17 protein-coding genes and 2 pseudogenes are annotated in these 15,825 nt (G+C 70.5%); 6 read left to right on the top strand and 13 right to left on the bottom strand.

All coding sequences use genetic code 11. The features are described 5' to 3' along the window. Window positions 1-794: chloride channel protein (locus I5G_RS22310; RefSeq protein WP_036328077.1), on the bottom strand; the 794-nt coding region annotated here is incomplete at its 3' end. Between the two features lie 55 nt (window positions 795-849). On the opposite strand from I5G_RS22310, the gene I5G_RS12640 reads away from it, so the two are divergent. The 3 genes and pseudogenes from I5G_RS12640 to I5G_RS22320 all read left to right on the top strand — a co-directional run bounded on the left by I5G_RS12640 (window position 850) and on the right by I5G_RS22320 (window position 3,483). After that, window positions 850-1,173, top strand: a complete 324-nt coding sequence (locus tag I5G_RS12640; RefSeq protein WP_022879384.1) for a hypothetical protein — start codon at window positions 850-852, stop codon at window positions 1,171-1,173. A gap of 75 nt (window positions 1,174-1,248) precedes the next feature. Continuing rightward, window positions 1,249-2,447, top strand: a pseudogene (locus I5G_RS22315) (pyridoxal phosphate-dependent aminotransferase). 337 nt (window positions 2,448-2,784) lie between these two features. Next, a complete protein-coding gene (locus I5G_RS22320) occupies window positions 2,785-3,483 on the top strand; it encodes an endonuclease domain-containing protein (protein WP_187288841.1) in 699 nt (232 codons plus the stop codon). Between the two features lie 74 nt (window positions 3,484-3,557). Here I5G_RS22320 and I5G_RS12655 read toward each other — a convergent pair whose 3' ends face one another. The 4 genes from I5G_RS12655 to I5G_RS12670 are packed head-to-tail and all read right to left on the bottom strand — an operon-like array spanning window position 3,558 to window position 6,374. Continuing rightward, window positions 3,558-4,694 (bottom strand): UDP-N-acetylmuramate dehydrogenase, encoded by a 1,137-nt coding sequence (locus I5G_RS12655; RefSeq protein ID WP_022879386.1) that lies wholly within the window; start codon window positions 4,692-4,694, stop codon window positions 3,558-3,560. After that, window positions 4,694-5,098, bottom strand: coding sequence for a MaoC/PaaZ C-terminal domain-containing protein (locus tag I5G_RS12660; RefSeq protein WP_022879387.1), 405 nt, complete (start codon window positions 5,096-5,098; stop codon window positions 4,694-4,696). Before I5G_RS12660 ends, I5G_RS12655 begins: the two co-directional genes overlap by 1 nt. Continuing rightward, window positions 5,095-5,544 carry a MaoC family dehydratase N-terminal domain-containing protein gene (locus I5G_RS12665; RefSeq protein WP_022879388.1) on the bottom strand — a complete coding sequence of 150 codons (450 nt, stop codon included), beginning with the start codon at window positions 5,542-5,544 and terminating at the stop codon, window positions 5,095-5,097. The genes I5G_RS12660 and I5G_RS12665 overlap by 4 nt, the downstream gene beginning before the upstream one ends. A 32-nt stretch (window positions 5,545-5,576) precedes the next feature. Continuing rightward, window positions 5,577-6,374 carry a sulfite exporter TauE/SafE family protein gene (locus I5G_RS12670; protein WP_022879389.1) on the bottom strand — a complete coding sequence of 266 codons (798 nt, stop codon included), beginning with the start codon at window positions 6,372-6,374 and terminating at the stop codon, window positions 5,577-5,579. Between the two features lie 335 nt (window positions 6,375-6,709). On the opposite strand from I5G_RS12670, the pseudogene I5G_RS12675 reads away from it, so the two are divergent. Further along, a pseudogene (locus tag I5G_RS12675) lies at window positions 6,710-7,354 on the top strand (NADPH-dependent F420 reductase); the annotation flags it as partial. Window positions 7,355-7,409: 55 nt separating this feature from the next. Here the strand turns inward: I5G_RS12675 and I5G_RS12680 are convergent. From I5G_RS12680 to I5G_RS12705, 6 genes are all read right to left on the bottom strand, one after another. Further along, window positions 7,410-8,570 (bottom strand): cystathionine gamma-synthase, encoded by a 1,161-nt coding sequence (locus tag I5G_RS12680; RefSeq protein ID WP_022879391.1) that lies wholly within the window; start codon window positions 8,568-8,570, stop codon window positions 7,410-7,412. Beyond that, on the bottom strand, window positions 8,567-9,655 hold the full coding sequence (locus I5G_RS12685) for a pyridoxal-phosphate dependent enzyme (RefSeq protein ID WP_022879392.1): 1,089 nt from the start codon (window positions 9,653-9,655) through the stop codon (window positions 8,567-8,569). The genes I5G_RS12680 and I5G_RS12685 overlap by 4 nt, the downstream gene beginning before the upstream one ends. Window positions 9,656-9,716: 61 nt before the next feature. Then, a complete protein-coding gene (locus I5G_RS12690) occupies window positions 9,717-10,565 on the bottom strand; it encodes an SDR family oxidoreductase (protein WP_022879393.1) in 849 nt (282 codons plus the stop codon). 71 nt (window positions 10,566-10,636) lie between these two features. Further along, window positions 10,637-10,954 (bottom strand): hypothetical protein, encoded by a 318-nt coding sequence (locus tag I5G_RS12695; RefSeq protein ID WP_022879394.1) that lies wholly within the window; start codon window positions 10,952-10,954, stop codon window positions 10,637-10,639. Continuing rightward, window positions 10,954-11,532, bottom strand: a complete 579-nt coding sequence (locus I5G_RS22325) for a hypothetical protein (protein ID WP_022879395.1) — start codon at window positions 11,530-11,532, stop codon at window positions 10,954-10,956. Before I5G_RS22325 ends, I5G_RS12695 begins: the two co-directional genes overlap by 1 nt. Window positions 11,533-11,536: 4 nt before the next feature. Next, window positions 11,537-12,079 carry an RNA polymerase sigma factor gene (locus tag I5G_RS12705; RefSeq protein WP_022879396.1) on the bottom strand — a complete coding sequence of 181 codons (543 nt, stop codon included), beginning with the start codon at window positions 12,077-12,079 and terminating at the stop codon, window positions 11,537-11,539. Between the two features lie 217 nt (window positions 12,080-12,296). Here I5G_RS12705 and I5G_RS12710 point away from each other — a divergent pair, with 217 nt between their 5' ends. Then, window positions 12,297-13,139, top strand: coding sequence for an NAD(P)-dependent oxidoreductase (locus I5G_RS12710; protein ID WP_022879397.1), 843 nt, complete (start codon window positions 12,297-12,299; stop codon window positions 13,137-13,139). Window positions 13,140-13,176: 37 nt separating this feature from the next. Here the strand turns inward: I5G_RS12710 and I5G_RS12715 are convergent, their stop codons facing one another. After that, window positions 13,177-14,103, bottom strand: coding sequence for an aldo/keto reductase (locus tag I5G_RS12715; protein ID WP_022879398.1), 927 nt, complete (start codon window positions 14,101-14,103; stop codon window positions 13,177-13,179). Window positions 14,104-14,189: 86 nt separating this feature from the next. Between I5G_RS12715 and I5G_RS12720 the strand changes: the two genes are divergently transcribed. Further along, window positions 14,190-14,519, top strand: a complete 330-nt coding sequence (locus I5G_RS12720; protein ID WP_022879399.1) for a hypothetical protein — start codon at window positions 14,190-14,192, stop codon at window positions 14,517-14,519. Between the two features lie 363 nt (window positions 14,520-14,882). On the opposite strand, the gene I5G_RS12730 is transcribed toward I5G_RS12720, so the two are convergent. Continuing rightward, window positions 14,883-15,825: sensor histidine kinase KdpD (locus tag I5G_RS12730; protein WP_022879401.1), on the bottom strand; the 943-nt coding region annotated here is incomplete at its 5' end.

The raw sequence follows: 15,825 nt of genomic DNA on the forward strand, positions 1-15,825 counted from the left end.
CCCGTCGGGCGGACCTTCGCCAGGAGCGACGTCACGCCCCCGAAGCTCGTCGCGCCCCACCCCATCAGCGGTCCGATAAGGATCGCCGCCACGATGAGCGACGCGTTCACGTCGAGGGATGCCACGTGATACAGCGAGTCGTCCCCGACCAGCGGCCGCGCGACGAGGGTCGCGATCGCGCTCACGGCGAGCGCGACGACCGCGGCGCCGACGCTGAACTGCGCGAGCAGGATCTCGATCGCGAAGAGCGCTCCGCCCAGCGGCACGTTGTACACCGCGGCGAGACCCGCGCCCGCGGCGGCGGCGATGAGGATGCGTCCCCAACGCGCGTCGAGGCGGAACCACCGCACGATCTTCGATCCGGCCATCGCGGAGAGTTCGCGCGGCGCCACCTCCTTGCCGATCGAGGCGCCGAGGGCGACCGAGGTGACCTGGATCACGGTGTCGGCGAGCGTCTCCCACCAGGGCATGTGCGCGCCCGCGACGCCCTGCTCGACCGTCGCGATCCTGCGACCGAAACGGCGCAGCAGGTACCAGCCGAGCGCCGCGACGACACCCGCGCCGCCCACGGTCGCGATGGGCAGCCACCACACCGACGGGTACGCCAAGCCGTCCAGGAACGGGCCTTCGTCGTGCCCCCACACGAGATGCTCGATCGTGTGCACGATCCAGACGAGCAGCAGTACGGCCAGGCCGGTGCTCACCCCGACGATCGCGGTCGCGAGCCCGATCCGCAGCAGTGTGCCGAGCCCCCGACGATGCACGCGCGTCCGATCCGGGGCCCCTACTGTCACGACGCCACGCTAACGCACCGGCGACAGCCCGCCCGCCACGCGCTACCGTGACCGCATGGCCTCTGTCTCCCCGGCGGGTCGTCGCGCGAGCGACGGCTTCGGCATCGTCGCGATCATCCTCGCGGCGATCATCCTGCTGCCCGCGCTCATGATCTTCCTCATCGGGCTCGCTCCGGGCATGAACGCGATCTGGTGGCTCGGCATCGTGCTGCTCCCGATCATGGCTTTCCTCGGAGTGGTCATCGTGATCGTCGCAACGATCGGCATCGTCCTGCGCGTACGGGCGGGCCGCCGGCCCACCCTCTCGATCATCGGTGCGACCCTCGGCGTCCTCCTCGTCCTGCCCGTGCTCTGGGTGCTCTTCTCCACGAGCGTCTGACGCGGCGCCGTTCTCGCGCCTCGCGAGACGCCCCGAGCCTCCGGCATCCCGGGCGCGCCGAGTAGGCTCTACGCCGTGACCGACCGTGCTCCGCTCTCCCGCAAGCTCTCCGCCATCGCCGAATCCGCGACCCTGAAGGTCGACGCCAAGGCCAAGGCCCTCAAGGCCGCCGGCCGCCCCGTCATCTCCTACGCCGCCGGTGAGCCCGACTTCGCGACCCCGCAGTTCGTCGTGGATGCCGCGGCCGAAGCGCTGCACAACCCCGCGAACTTCCGCTACACCCCCGCCGCCGGACTCCCCGTGCTGCGCGAGGCCATCGCCGCGAAGACGCTGCGGGACTCGGGCCTCGAAGTCGCGCCGTCGCAGATCATCGTGACCAACGGCGGCAAGCAGGCCGTCTACCAGGCGTTCCAGACCGTGGTGAACCCCGGCGACGAGGTGCTGCTCCCCGCGCCGTACTGGACGACCTACCCCGAGGCGATCGCCCTCGCCGACGGCATCCCCGTCGAGGTGTTCGCGGGTGCCGACCAGGACTACAAGGTCACCGTCGCGCAGCTCGAGGCCGCCCGCACCGAGAAGACCACCGTCCTGGTGTTCGTCTCCCCCTCGAACCCCACCGGCTCGGTCTATACGCCCGAGGAGACGGCGGAGATCGGCCGCTGGGCCCTCGAGCACGGCATCTGGGTCATCACCGACGAGATCTACCAGAACCTCACGTACGAGGGCGCCCGCGCGGTGTCGATCGTCGAGGCCGTGCCCGAGCTCGCCGGGCAGACGATCCTCGTCAACGGGTCGCGAAGACGTACGCCATGACCGGATGGCGCGTGGGCTGGATGATCGGACCCGCGGATGCCATCAAGCTCGCCGGCAACCTGCAGTCGCACCTGTCCAGCAACGTCAACAACATCGCGCAGATCGCCGCTGCCGCGGCGCTCAACGGGCCGCAGGACGAGGCCGAGCAGTTCCGCGAGGCGTTCGACCGACGCCGCCGCCTCATCGTGTCGGAGTTGGCGAAGATCGACGGCGTCGAGGTGCCGAACCCGCTCGGCGCGTTCTACGTCTACCCTGACGTCCGCGGCCTGCTGAACCGCGAGTGGGACGGCGTCACCCCGACGACCTCGCTCGAGCTCGCCGACCTGATCCTCGAGAAGGCCGAGGTCGCCGTCGTCCCCGGCGAGGCCTTCGGCCCGAGCGGCTACCTGCGCCTGTCCTACGCCCTCGGCGACGAGGAACTGCTGGAGGGCGTCCGCCGCCTCCAGCGCCTGTTCTCCTAAGCGTTTCTCTCGCGTGAGTCGCCAGGATTTGTCGCCTCTGCTTCCGCGGAGACAACAAATCCTGGCGACTCACGCGGGTGGACCCTCCTCCACATGGGGATAACCAGGGCGGGGCCGCGGATCGGCGCGGCATGATCGGCGGATGCCACGATCGCACCGCCCGACCGGACCCACGACCGCGTTCACCCTCGCTGAGGCAAGGGCGTACGGGCTGTCCCCCAGCAGCCTTCGCTCGGTGAGGTGGGATACCCCGTACTCAGGGACTCGGGTCGAAACGGACGCCACTGAGCTGCAGCGTCTGAGCGCATTGATGCGCGCTCTGCCGGACCATGCGTTCGTGTGCGGCCCCTCCGCGGCAGTCCTGCTGGGGCTCCCTCTCCCCGCGTCGCTCGACCGAGCCGCGAGAGAGTCCCCGACCATCGGCGTGCCGAGCGGATGCAATCGCATTCGCCGCCCGGGTGTAACCGGCCGCGCGCTCACCGTCGAGGCATCCGACATCGTCGAAGTCGAGGGCATCCGCTGCAGCTCGCCGTTACGGACGTGGGCCGAGCTTGCGGAGGCACTCGACGTCGGCGCCTTGACCGCGATCTCGGACAGATTGCTGTCGCGCCGCGATCCACTCGCGACGCGCGCGGACCTCGAGCGGATGCACCGACGATTCCTCGGCGGCCGAGGATCACGTCGGCGCCGGCTCGCCGTCGACTTCGCTGACGACCGGGCAGAGTCACCGAGGGAGAGCGAGCTCCGTGTCCTTCTTATCCAAGCCGGACTCCCCGTACCCGAGAGCAACGTGGAGATCTTCGACGGGCATCGATTCGTGGCGCGCGTCGACCTGCTCTACCGCGATGCGCGCCTGGTCATCGAGTACGACGGCGACTACCACCGCGACCCGCGACAGTGGAGCCGCGACCAATCCCGCCGCGCCGAGCTGGAGTCGCTCGGCTACCGCGTGACGGTGGTCACGGCGCGCGACTTCGATGCCCCTCACGCGCTGCTGATGCGCATCCGCCGCCTGCTCGCGCGAGCACACCCGTGACTCGCCAAGATTTGTCGCCTCCGCCCCGCCGCAAGCGACAAATCTTGGCGACTCGCGCGCGAAGCAACTGCTCGCTACAGCTCGACGTTGACCAGCACCGGCTCGGGCTGCAGCAGCAGGCCGAATTCGGACTGGACGCGGTTCTGCACGAAACGGGCGAGCTCGGCGATCTCGGCCGCCGTCGCGCCGCCGCGGTTGGTGAGCGCGAGCGTGTGCTTGGTCGAGAGGCCGGCGCGGGAGCGCGGGAACCGGAAGCCGCGCGACAGCCCCGCATGCTCGATGAGCCACGCCGCGCTGACCTTCACCTCACGGCGCTCCGTCACGGGTGTCGGCACGACGCCGTCGAAGGCGGCGAGCGGGATCACGGTCACCGGGTCGATCGCGGGCGACAGCGGCCAGCGCGGGCACTCGGGGGGAAGCGTCCGCGCGAACGCCTCCGAGACGATCGCGTTCTGGAAGAACGACCCGGCGCTCCACGTGTCGGGATCCTCGGGGTCGAGCACCATGCCCTTGCTCGCGCGGGTCGCCAGCACGTGCTCGCGGATCCAGCGCAGCGACACCGCCGCGTCGGCATCCAGTCCCAGGGCTCCGCGCAGCTGGCCGCCCGCGATCGGACGGTCGCCGTCACCCACGCGCTGGAGTTCGAGCGTGACCGACAGGATCACGGCCGGGCGATCGGGGACCGAGCCGTAGTGCTGCTTCAGAACGGACGTGCGGAAGCCGAGCCCCAGATCGGATGCCGGGACGGTCGAGACCTCGCCGGAGGCTTCGTCGAGGAGCTCGACCTCGACCAGGGTCTGCACGACCTCCTGGCCGTACGCTCCGATGTTCTGCACCGGAGCGGCGCCGACCGTCCCCGGAATGCCGGACATCGCCTCGATGCCGGCGAGCCCGCGGGCCACCGTCTCGGCGACGAGCGCGTCCCAATCGTGGCCGGCCTGCACCCGCAGCCGCACGGTGTCGGGGCGGGAACCGGGCAGCTCCTCGATGCCGGACGTGCGCACGAGCACCACCGTGCCCTCGAACGGCTCGTCACCGACGAAGAGGTTCGAGCCGCCGCCGACGACGAGCCACGGTTCGCCCGCGCCCCACAGGTCGCGGAGCACCGATACGAGCTCGTCGGGCGTGCGGGCCTCGATCGTCCGTTCGGGCAGGCCGCCGGCGCGGAGGGTCGTCAGCTCGGAGAGCGGGACGGGGGTGATGTCGGGCATCAGGCCTGCCGCACGCGCACCTGCGCCTTGCCGAGGACCGTGGTCCCCGCGTGCGTCACGGTGAGATCGATGCGGGCGGCCTCGTCGTCGACCGCGCCCACCTTGGCGCTGACGTGAAGGTCTGCTCCCTCGACGGGATCGACGACCACGGGGCGCGTGAAACGCACGCCGTACTCGAGGATGCGGCCGGTGTCGCCGAGCACCTCGGCGAGCGTCCCGACCGCGACGCCCATCGTGAGCATGCCGTGCGCGAGGACGCCCGGCAGCCCGACCTCGGCGGCGACGTCGTCGCGGTAGTGGATGGGGTTGAAGTCGCCCGACGCCCCGGCGTACCGCACGAGCGACTCGCGCGTGAGGTGCACGGAGCGTTCGGCGACGACGTCTCCGACGGTGAACGCGGTCATGCGTCGGCCTCCCCCGCCAGCAGGACGCTGGTCGTCGTCACGACGTGGGCGCCGTCGGCATCCACGATCTCCGCCTCGCTCGTGATCATCGCGTTGGCCCCGAGGGTCCGGATGCCGGTCACCGACAACGTCGCGGTGAGCTCGTCGCCGGCCACGATCGGCCGGGAGTACCGGAAGCGCTGCTCGGCGTGGACCAGCCGCGAGAGCTCGATGCCCGACTCGGGGTCGCCGAGCAGCTGCTGGAGCGTGAGGTCCTGCACGACCATCGCGAACGTCGGCGGTGCGACGACGTCGGCGTAGCCGAGCGCGCGGGCCGCCTCGGGGTCGGAGTGCTGCGGGGCGTCGGCGAAGACGGCGCGGGCGAACTCGCGCACCTTCTCCCGTCCGACGAGATACGGCGCGGTCGGCGGGAAGACACGTCCGACCAGTTCGGGGTTCACGGGCACCGGGTCAGTCTACCGACCGCTCCTCCGCCGCCTCAGCGCTGGTGGCGCCCGCGCACGGCTTTCACGGCCATCTGCGTGGCGATGAAGACGAGGAAGATCGAGAAGAGGACGTTGCCGACGAACGGGTCGACGAGCTTCGCGAGCGAGGCGCCCAGAGCGGTCGTGGTGCACGCCGCGATACCGACGCACGCGGCCGCCCGGAGGTCGACGTTCGAGCGACGGAGGTTCCCCACGGTCCCCGAGATCGCGGTGGGGATCATCATGAGGAGCGAGGTCCCGCGGGCGATGAGGTCGCTCGTCCCGAACAGCAGCAGCAGCGCCGGGACGACGATGATCCCGCCGCCGACACCCAGCAGACCCGCGAGGATCCCGGTGACCACGCCGAGCGCGAGGAGGCTCGGCCCGGTGACCCAGGTCAGGGCGAGCTCGGCATCCCGGGAGGGGATGACGAAGTACAGGCTGACGATCACCGCGACGAGGAACGCGACGAACGACCAGCGCAGCGCGGTCTGCGAGAGCTTCGGGAGCAGCCATGTGCCGATCTGCGCGCCGCCGACCGCACCCGCGGCGAGGATCAACGCGGGAATCCACGCGACGTGACCGTCGATCGCATAGGTGATGACACCGACGGATGCCGTGGGCACGATCGCCGCGAGCGAGGTCCCGGCCGCGAACCGCTGGTCGAATCCGAGCAGCAGCACGAGCAGCGGCACGATGACCGTGCCGCCGCCGACCCCGAACAGACCGGACATGAGACCGGCGAGGAGTCCGACGCCCACGCAGACGGCGTAGAAGCGGGCGGAGCGGGGCGTGCGGGTGCGTTCGATCACGGGGCGGGGGTCCTTGCGACGGGGGTGAGCGGGCCGGCGCCCGCCGACGGACCAGTCTTCCACCTCGGCGAAGACCGAGACGTCGCGGCCAGCCGAAAAAGAAAGCGGCCCCCGGTGGTCCGAAGCCGCGTCCACCGGGGGCCGTCGCCCTCACAGGTCAAGCGGAACGGTGACCCGAACACCGGTCTGCGACCACGATCGCGAGGGTGCGACAGAAGAGAAGTTATCCCCCCTGCCCCTACCGTAGCTGCCCGTTGACACAAATATCTAGGGATGCTAACTAACTAACTGACTTTTCCTATTTTCCGAGGAATGCCGACCACGCCCGCGCCGTTCGACCCAGCATGACCACTGTGGGAATCATCGGAGCAGGAAACATCGGCCAGGCGCTCGCGCGGGGCTTCGTGGAGCACGGATACGACGTCGTGATCGCGAATTCCCGCGGTCCCGAGACGCTCGCGGATTTCGTCGCCGAACTCGGCGACCACGCCCGCGCGGCGACGGCGCAGGAAGCGGCCGAGGCCGGCGACATCGCGGTCGTGACCGTCCCGCTCAAGGCGTACCGCGACGTCCCCGTCGACGCGCTCCGCGGCAAGACCGTCCTCGACACGAACAACTACTACTGGGAGCGCGACGGGCACATCGCCGAGCTCGACGAGAAGCGCACGACCACCGCGCAGATGCTGCAGGAGCACCTGCCGGAGAGCACCGTCGTGAAGGCGTTCAACCACATCGGTGCGGCCGAGATCCTCACGACGGGGTCCCCGGCGGGCACGCCGAACCGTCGCGCCCTCGCGACGGCGAGCGACTCCGACGAGGGCATCGCGCTCATCACCGGCATCTACGACGCGTTCGGCTTCGACACCGTCAACATCGGACCGCTGGCCGACAGCTGGCGCATCGAGCGCGACACCCCCGGATACGGCATCCGCCAGAATCGCGAGGAACTCGAGCAGAACCTCGCCGCCGCCGAGCGCTGACCGGCGCAGAAGAGCCCGGCCCCCACGAAGGGGCCGGGCTCTTCTGCGTTCCGCGTCAGAGAGCGGCGAGCGCCTGGTCGACGTCGGCCACGAGGTCCTCGGCCGACTCGATCCCCACCGACAGGCGCACGATCGTGTCGGGGACCGCGAGCTCGGTGCCGCGAACGGACGCGTGGGTCATGGCATCCGGGTAGTTCACGAGCGACTCGACGCCGCCGAGCGACTCGGCCAGCGTGAAGAGCCGTGTCGACTCGGCGAAGCGGCGCGCGGTGGCGCCGTCGGCGAGCTCGAGCGACACGATGCCGCCGAACGCGCTCATCTGCGCGGCCGCGAGCGCGTGTCCCGGGTGCGACGGGAGCCCCGGGTAGTAGACCTTCGCGACGCGGTCGTGCCCGGCGAGGTGCTCGGCGACGGCCTGCGCGTTGGCGCTGTGGCGCTCCATCCGGATGCCGAGCGTCTTGATGCCGCGGGTCGTGAGGTACGCGTCGAACGGCCCCGAGACGGCGCCGGCCGCGAACTGCAGGAACTGCGTCTTCTCGGCGAGGTCGGCGTCGGCGAACGCGAGCGCCCCGCCGACGACGTCGGAGTGACCGCCCAGGTACTTCGTGGCCGAGTGCACGACGACGTCGGCGCCGAGCGCGATCGGGCGCTGCAGCGCCGGGGAGGCGAACGTGTTGTCCACGACGACGATCGCGCCGGCCGCGTGGCCGAGGCGGGCGAGTCCGGCGATGTCGGTGATCCGCAGCATCGGGTTGCTCGGCGTCTCGACCCACACCATGCGCGGGCTTCGCTCCTCGATCGCTGCGGCCACGGCATCCAGGTCGCTCATGTCGACCACGCGGAGCTTCACGCCCCACGGGCCGAGCACCCGCGCGAGCAGGCGGTAGGTGCCGCCGTACACGTCGTTGCCGAGCAGCACCTCGTCGCCCGGGACGAGGGCCGCGCGCAGGAGCGCGTCCTCGGCGGCGAGGCCGGACGCGAACGACAGCGCGCGGGCGCCGCCCTCGAGCGCGGCGATCTGCGTCTCGAGCGCGGTGCGCGTGGGGTTGCCGCTGCGGCCGTACTCGTACCCGCCGCGGAGGCCGCCGATCCCGTCCTGCGCGTAGGTCGTCGACAGGTGCACCGGCGGGATGACCGCACCGGTCGTGGGGTCGAAGGCCTGTCCTGCGTGAACGGCGAGGCTGTCGAAGCCGCGGGCGGCGTCGTGGGTGCTCATGCGGAATGCTCCTGGGTGTTCGATGCGGGGAGAACGGATGCCACCGGCTCGACGGCGTAGCCGCGCGCGGTCATCCACTGGTCGTCGAAGATCTTGCTGAGGTAGCCGCGGCCGTGGTCGGGCAGGAGGACCACGACGACGGCGTCGGAAGGGAGGTCGCGCGACACGCGCAGGGCGCCGACGACGGCCATGCCGCTCGAGCCGCCGACGAGCAGCCCCTCCACGCGGGCGAGACGGCGCGTCATCGCGAAGGACTCGGCATCCGACACGCGCTCGTACGCATCGACGACGGTGGGGTCGAAGGCCGGCGGCCAGAAGTCCTCCCCCACGCCCTCGACGTCGTAGCCGTGGATGTCGTCGCCCGAGTAGATGGAGCCGACCGGGTCGACGCCGACGATGCGCACGGACGAGCCGGCGACCTCGCGCAGGTAGCGTCCGGTGCCGCTGATCGTGCCGCCCGTGCCGACGCCGGTGACGAAGTGCGTGAGGGCGCCCTCGGTGTCGCGCCAGATCTCGGGACCCGTGGTCTCGTAGTGGCTGCGCGGACCGTTCGGGTTGGCGTACTGATTGGGCTTGAACGCGCCCGGGATCTCGCGCACCAGGCGGTCGGAGACGCTGTAGTACGAGTTCGGGTCGTCGGGCTCGACGTTCGTCGGGGTGACGACGACCTCGGCGCCGTACGCGCGGAGCACCGCGCGCTTGTCCTCGGCGACCTTGTCGGGCACGACGAAGACGCAGCGGTAGCCGCGCTGCTGCGCGACGAGGGCGAGACCGACGCCGGTGTTGCCGCTGGTCGGCTCGACGATCGTGCCGCCGGGCCGGAGCGAACCGTCGCGCTCGGCGGCGTCGATGATGTTGGCCGCGATGCGGTCCTTGGCCGAGCCGCCGGGGTTGAAGTACTCGATCTTCGCGAGGACCGTGGCGGCGATGCCGTCGGTCACGCGGTTCAGACGGACGAGGGGGGTGTTGCCGACGAGGTCGGCGACGCTCTGGGCGTAACGCACGATGGAGTCCTGGGGGTCGATGCGCCCGAGGGCGCGGCTGACGGGGTCGTCGAAGAAGAACGCGAGGGCGTTCAGCGACAACAGCGACAGGTCAGCACGCGGTCAGCATACCCGACGATGCTGGCCCCCAGGGACCGGGCGCTCACGCGACGGCGCCGAGGAACTCGTCGAAGCTCTGAGCGGGACGCCCGGTGACGGCCTCGACGTCGCCCGAGATGACGGCCATGTCGCCGCTCGCGATCGCGGTGTAGGTGGTCACCCACGCCTCCACCTGCCACGGCGGCGCGCCGTAGACCGCACGCGAGGCGTAGGCCTCGTCGAGCGTCTCGTCGACGTAGCGCACCGGGTGTCCCCGCACGGCCGAGATCTTCTGCGCCACCTCTTCCATCGACAGCGCCTCGGGTCCGGTGAGGTCGTACGTCCGGTCGGCGTGGGCGGCCGGGTCGAGGAGCACCGCGACGGCCGTGGCCGCGACGTCCGACCGCGACACGAGCGAGCAGCGCCCGTCGCCCGCGGGGCCGCGGATGACGCCGTCGTCACCGGCGAAGAGCTCCATCATGTCCATGTAGAAGTTGTCGCGGAGGAACGTCCACGACATCCCCGAGGCCCGGATGACGTCCTCGGTCACGGCGTGGTCGCGCCCGAGCGTGAACACCGCGTCGGGCGCGGCACCGAAGAACGACGTGTAGACGATCGAGCGCACGCCCGCGCGCGCGGCGGCATCCACGAAGGTCCGGTGGTGGTCCACACGATCGGCGGACTCGGATGCCGAGACCATGAAGAGCGTCTCGACCCCCGTGAGCGCGGCGACCGCGGCATCCGCGTCCGAATACCCGGCGACGTGGACCTCGGCCCCCTCGAGCTCGGGGGCGCGAGACGCGTCCCGCACGAGGAGGCGCTGCGGGATGCCGCGCGCGGCGAGGTCACGCGCCACACGCCCTCCCACGGCACCGGTGGAACCGGTCACGGCGATCACGGGCTGCGCGGTCATGCATCCTCCGAGGGGCGAGAGTCGGTCCTCTCAGCGTATTGCGCCCCGGCCCGGGGCGGCCGCGAGAACGCTCAGGATCGCGGAGCGACCAGCCGGGCGACCCGGACCCGCACGGTGTCCGTCGGGGCGCCCGCTCCCGCCTGACGCACGGCCTCTGCGACGGCGGATGCCACGGCGGCACTGTCGTCGTCGGTCGAGACGCCGATGCAGACGGTGACGTCGCGCGCCCCCGCCTTCTCGTCGACGGCGGCGAGCGACCCCTCGACCTCGGCCATGCGCTCGTAGGCGCGCGCCACGACCGGGCGCGCGGAGTACGACTCGCGGACGCCGGCGACCGAGGTCACGGCCAGATCGATGCGCGGGGCCAGTTCGGCAGCGGTTTCGGTCATCACTCGTCCTCCCGATCGATGTGCACGTCGCCCACGGTGACGTCCACGCGGCCGACCCTCAGGTCTCCATGCCGTTCGACCGCGGCGCGGATGCCGTCCCGCATGCGGTCCACGGTGTCCTGCATCGGGTAGCCGAACAGCACGCTCACGGTCACCCGCACGTCGAGCGGGGCCGTGGGCTCGGGCTGGTCGATGCGCACGCGCCCGACGAGGACCCCCTCGACCTCGTCGCCGACGGTGCGGATGAGCTCGTAGAGCGCGCCCTCCGTCACGACCAGCTGCGTTCCGTCCGGGGTCCGGGCGAGCGGAATGTCGCGCCCGGCGCGGAACTCGCGCATGACCTCGCGCATGATCTCGTCGTACCAGGACTCCGCGAGCGGTTCCGCGGCCTGCTCGTCGACGATCTCGCGCGAGAGTCGTCCCATTCGCTCCATGGATGCCATCAGCGCCTGGCATTCGGCATTGCGCTCGATCGCGGGGATCCGGGGGGTGCGCCCTCGATCGAGATACGCGGAGAGATCCTCGAGCGAGTATCCCGAGCCGCCCACGTCGTCGGTCTGGTCGACGTCCTCACTCATACGATCACCTCCACTCCTGCATGCGTTCCAACACGGTCTTGCGCGCCCGAGCGAGCCGGCCGCGGACGGTGGCCGCCGTCCCGCCGACCTCGGTCGCGATCTCGTCGTAGCTGTGGCCGCCGACCTCGCGGAGCACCCACACGACGCGCAGTTCTTCGGGGAGATCGGCCAAGACCTTCTTCAACGCGTCCATCTGCGACGATGCCACAACCGAGCGCTCGGGGTCATCCCCGACCGACACCATCTCCTCGTCGATCTGCTCCGAGATCTTGCGCGACCGCATCCGATCCGTCACTTTGCGGGACACGATCGTGGTGAGCCAGCTGCGGACCTTCTCGGGATCGGCGAGGTCCGGGAGCCGCCGCCACGCCGTGATCAGGGCCTCCTGCACGCAGTCGTCGGCATCCGCACGCGAACCGGTCAACTTCGTTGCGAACGCGACCAGGAACGGGGCGTGCCGCCGCACGAGGATGCCGAAGGCGATCTGATCACCGTCAGCCGCGCGCGACGCGAGGAACGCGTCGGTCGCGGAGGACAAAGAGGTCATGCCAGTTCCTGTCAGCATCAGCCGGGGCGAGATCGTGACGGTTCACGAACCCGGCTCGTCCCCAAAGCGAAGCACTTGGACGTGGACGCGAACCGGCACTTGACGAAACGGCGCGGTCATGGCATCCAGCCCGCAGAGGAGGCATCACCCGGGCGACGGCCCCACCGTTGCCGAGCACCGGTAACGTCGAGCGGACACCCCCGATCGAAGGACGCCCATGCGCATCGCCCTCACCGGATCCTCCGGAAAACTCGGCACCGTCGTCGCGCGCGAATTGCGCGCAGCCGGACACGAGGTCATCGGCCTCGACGTGCGCGGCGAGCGCGGTCCCGGGTTCGTGCAGGTCGAGCTCACCGACTACGGGCAGGTCATCGACGCGCTCGCGGGCGTGAACGATCAGCACGACGGCGTGGACGCGCTCGTGCACCTGGGCGCGATCCCGGCTCCCGGCCTCCGCTCCGACGTCGCGACCTTCCACAACAACATGGTCAGCACGTTCAACGTGTTCTGGGCGGCCGTGCGGCTCGGCATCCACCGCATCGTCTACGCCTCGAGCGAGACGGTGCTGGGTCTGCCGTTCGACATCGACCCGCCGTACATCCCCGTGGACGAGGAGTACGCGCCGCGCCCCGAGTCGGTCTACTCGCTGGTGAAGGTGCTCGAGGAGCACCTGGCCACCGAACTCGTGCGCTGGCATCCGGAGCTGTCGATCACTGCGCTGCGCTTTTCGAACGTGATGGTCCCCGAGGACTACGCCGAGTTCCCGTTCGACGCCGACGCCCGTACGCGGAAGTGGAACCTGTGGGGGTACATCGACGCGCGCGACGGCGCGCAGGCGGTGCAGCGGGCGCTCGAGAACGCCCCGGCCGGCTTCGACCGCTTCATCATCGCCGCCGCCGACACCGTGATGACACGATCCAACGCGGAGCTGGTCGCCGAGGTGTTCCCCGATGTCGAGACGCGGGGCGACCTGAGCGGCACCGACACGCTGCTCTCGATCGAGAAGGCACGGCGTCTGCTCGGGTACGCGCCGCAGCACTCCTGGCGCGACCACCGCTGAGCCCCGCCCACCGCTGGAGACGGGCGGCCGGAGGGCCTCAGCGCCAGGGGCGCTCCGAACGACGACGCCAGTAGGTCTCGGCGTCGACCGCGAACCGTTGCCGCGTCGCGTCGTCGACCGGCCGGGCGGGGGAATCCACGCCGCGGCGGAGTTGGTCGCGCGTCGACGCTCCGCTGAGGACGATGTCGACGCCCCGCTGACCGCGCGCGGCGCCGAGTGCGAACACGTCGGCGGGAACGTCCGCCGCCTCGCCCGGCGCGAATGTCGCGAGTTCGCCGTTCGCGAGGGCTTCCTTCACCACGACCGTCCAGCCCTCGTCGTGCGCGCGGGCGAGGGCCGGCCCGACCGTGCTCTCGCGCAGGTTCCACGTCGCTTGCACCACGGAGAACGGCGAGCCCGGCAGCACCCGCGCCGCGTCCAGCACCGCGCCCTGATGGGGACCGCTCGTCGACAGCCCCACCCGGACTCCGGTCTCGGCCAGCGCGCGCAGGTCGTCGAGGAGCTCGGCGTCCCCGAGCGCGGGGCTGTCGGGCGTGACCGAGTGGATCAGGTAGATGTCCGGCGCGCGCCCCAGGGCGGCGACGGTCTCGGGCCACTGGCGCCGGAACGTCCCGACCGAGTGTTCTTTTCGCTCGTGCACCTCGGCATCCATCCGCCACCCGCCGACGTAGGCGTAGCCCCACTTCGATCCGACGGTGAGATGTGCGGCGCGGGCGGGGTTCAGACGCAGCCAGTCCCCCAAGAACGCCTCTGCGTAGCCGTACGAGCGGGCGACGTCGACGTACCGGATGCCGAGATCCCACGCCGCGTCCAGCAGGTCGTGGCTGCGGGCGCGCATCGCCTCAATCGATCGGTCCGCCGGGTCGCCGAGGTCGTGGTCGCGGCCGGCTGTGATGTAGGCCGGACGTCCCACCGCGGCGAGGCCGAGGCCGAGGGCCGCGGAGGGAACCGGATCGTCACTCATGTCGACGACGCTAGCCGGTGCTGGCGCGATGTCGGGGGCTGAGCGTACGGTGATCCCACTCGGCCGGAGGAAGGTTCCGGCACACCGTGACGCATTGGCATCCGATCCTCGCCGCGGTCGAGGGTCCCACGGGCACGTGGCGCATGATCGACCCGCACGGGCACGAGTACGGACGCATCGAGATCCGCCGCGTCTCCGCCGGTGATCGCGTCGTGTACAAGGCCGTGCACGGCGACGAGGTCATCGGCTGGGCGACGACGCTGCGGCTCGCGTGCTTCAAGGTTCACATGGCGTTCCTGTCGTCGCTGCGACCCGGCGGCGGCCCCGCGGCGGACTGGGGAGAACTCACCGGAAATGGGCGTCGGGCCGAGCGAGCGGCGCAAGAAACGGCGAAATTTTCGTTTCCGGCAGATTGATAGTTTATTCAGTACATTCGTTCACGTTTCCGCCACCGTTCATTTCACGACGGACTCCCATTGATGCCACGATGGGCGCAGGAGGAAATGAATGGCACGCGCACGAACCATCACGCACGGATACCGGCTCGCAACCGGGTGGGAAAAGATCGACCGACGCCCTCTGACGCTCGAGGCCGTCGAGGAGCTGCGATCCCATGGATACACGATGGTGATGGCCAAGCGGGGCCTTTTGAACTCGCGAGAGTTCTCGCTCTACCAGCCGCTCCCCCCGCGGTGAGTGAAACTATTCTGCTCGAAAAAGAATCTCGCCACAGAAGTTAATCACGCTAAGAAAGAATCTCGCCGCAAAAAACAGTTGCGCTAGAGAGGATGCTTTAGCCCGCCCCTTCGGAATTCTCGGCGGACATCGGCGGCGGGAAGACGCAGCGTCATCGTGGTCCCCGCGGCCGACGTCGCGGCGACACGGGCAGAGCCGCCGTACCGAGCCACGGCATCCTGCACCAGCGACAGTCCGATGCCGAAGCCGCTGCGGGACGATCCGCCGCCGTCGACGACGTTCGCCGAACGCGCGAAGCGCTGGAACACCCGATCCGGGGCGATTCCCTGGATGCCGGGACCCTCGTCGGCGACGTCGATGCGCACGTCACGGCCCTCCCGTCGGACGACGACGAGCACCACTCCGCCCGGGGGCGAGTGCTTCACCGCGTTGTCGACCAGAGCGATCACCGCACGCTGCAGGCTCGCCGCAGGCATGGCCGCGAAGACGTCGCGATCGTGGGGTCCGCTGACGAGATCCACCCCGCGATGACGCGCCAGGATGGCCATGGTCGACACCGCGGATTCGACGACCTCGACGACCGACGCGGGGTCGATCGTCGTCCCTGTGGGGATCTCCACCGACTCCAGGAGATCGCCCACGACACCGATCAGGGTGCGGGAATCCGCGCGGAGCTGACCCACCACCTCCGCGTTGGGGTCGGCGGGGCCGAGGGAGCGTTCGAGCAGTTGGAGTCTGGCATCCAGGATCGCGAGAGGGGTCCGCAGCTCGTGCGAGGCGTCCGCGACGAACTCCCGCTGGCGCCGAAGGGCGTCGACGAGCGGCCGCACGGCTCTGCGCGTGACGAGCCACCCGAGGATCCCCGCCGACGCGATCGCGCACGCGCCGATCGCGACGGCGGCGAAGAGGATGTCGATGCCGTCGACATCGACGAGGGTGGTGTGCCGGCCCGGGTGCAACAGGGTCGTCAGACGAACCTGGGTCACACGACGGAGAACGCGCGACGATGACGCCAGCACGAGTACG

Source organism: Microbacterium sp. B19, assembly GCF_000333395.1.
GTDB lineage: Bacteria > Actinomycetota > Actinomycetes > Actinomycetales > Microbacteriaceae > Microbacterium.

Excerpts from the sequence above, each read along its gene's own strand:
- I5G_RS12640 (WP_022879384.1), top strand. The coding sequence starts at position 850 with ATGGCCTCTGTCTCCCCGGCGGGTCGTCGCGCGAGCGACGGCTTCGGC.
- I5G_RS12655 (WP_022879386.1), bottom strand. The coding sequence starts at position 4,694 with ATGCCCGACATCACCCCCGTCCCGCTCTCCGAGCTGACGACCCTCCGC.
- I5G_RS12660 (WP_022879387.1), bottom strand. The coding sequence starts at position 5,098 with ATGACCGCGTTCACCGTCGGAGACGTCGTCGCCGAACGCTCCGTGCAC.
- I5G_RS12680 (WP_022879391.1), bottom strand. The coding sequence starts at position 8,570 with ATGAGCACCCACGACGCCGCCCGCGGCTTCGACAGCCTCGCCGTTCAC.
- I5G_RS12690 (WP_022879393.1), bottom strand. The coding sequence starts at position 10,565 with ATGACCGCGCAGCCCGTGATCGCCGTGACCGGTTCCACCGGTGCCGTG.
- I5G_RS12695 (WP_022879394.1), bottom strand. The coding sequence starts at position 10,954 with ATGACCGAAACCGCTGCCGAACTGGCCCCGCGCATCGATCTGGCCGTG.
- I5G_RS22325 (WP_022879395.1), bottom strand. The coding sequence starts at position 11,532 with ATGAGTGAGGACGTCGACCAGACCGACGACGTGGGCGGCTCGGGATAC.
- I5G_RS12705 (WP_022879396.1), bottom strand. The coding sequence starts at position 12,079 with ATGACCTCTTTGTCCTCCGCGACCGACGCGTTCCTCGCGTCGCGCGCG.
- I5G_RS12710 (WP_022879397.1), top strand. The coding sequence starts at position 12,297 with ATGCGCATCGCCCTCACCGGATCCTCCGGAAAACTCGGCACCGTCGTC.
- I5G_RS12715 (WP_022879398.1), bottom strand. The coding sequence starts at position 14,103 with ATGAGTGACGATCCGGTTCCCTCCGCGGCCCTCGGCCTCGGCCTCGCC.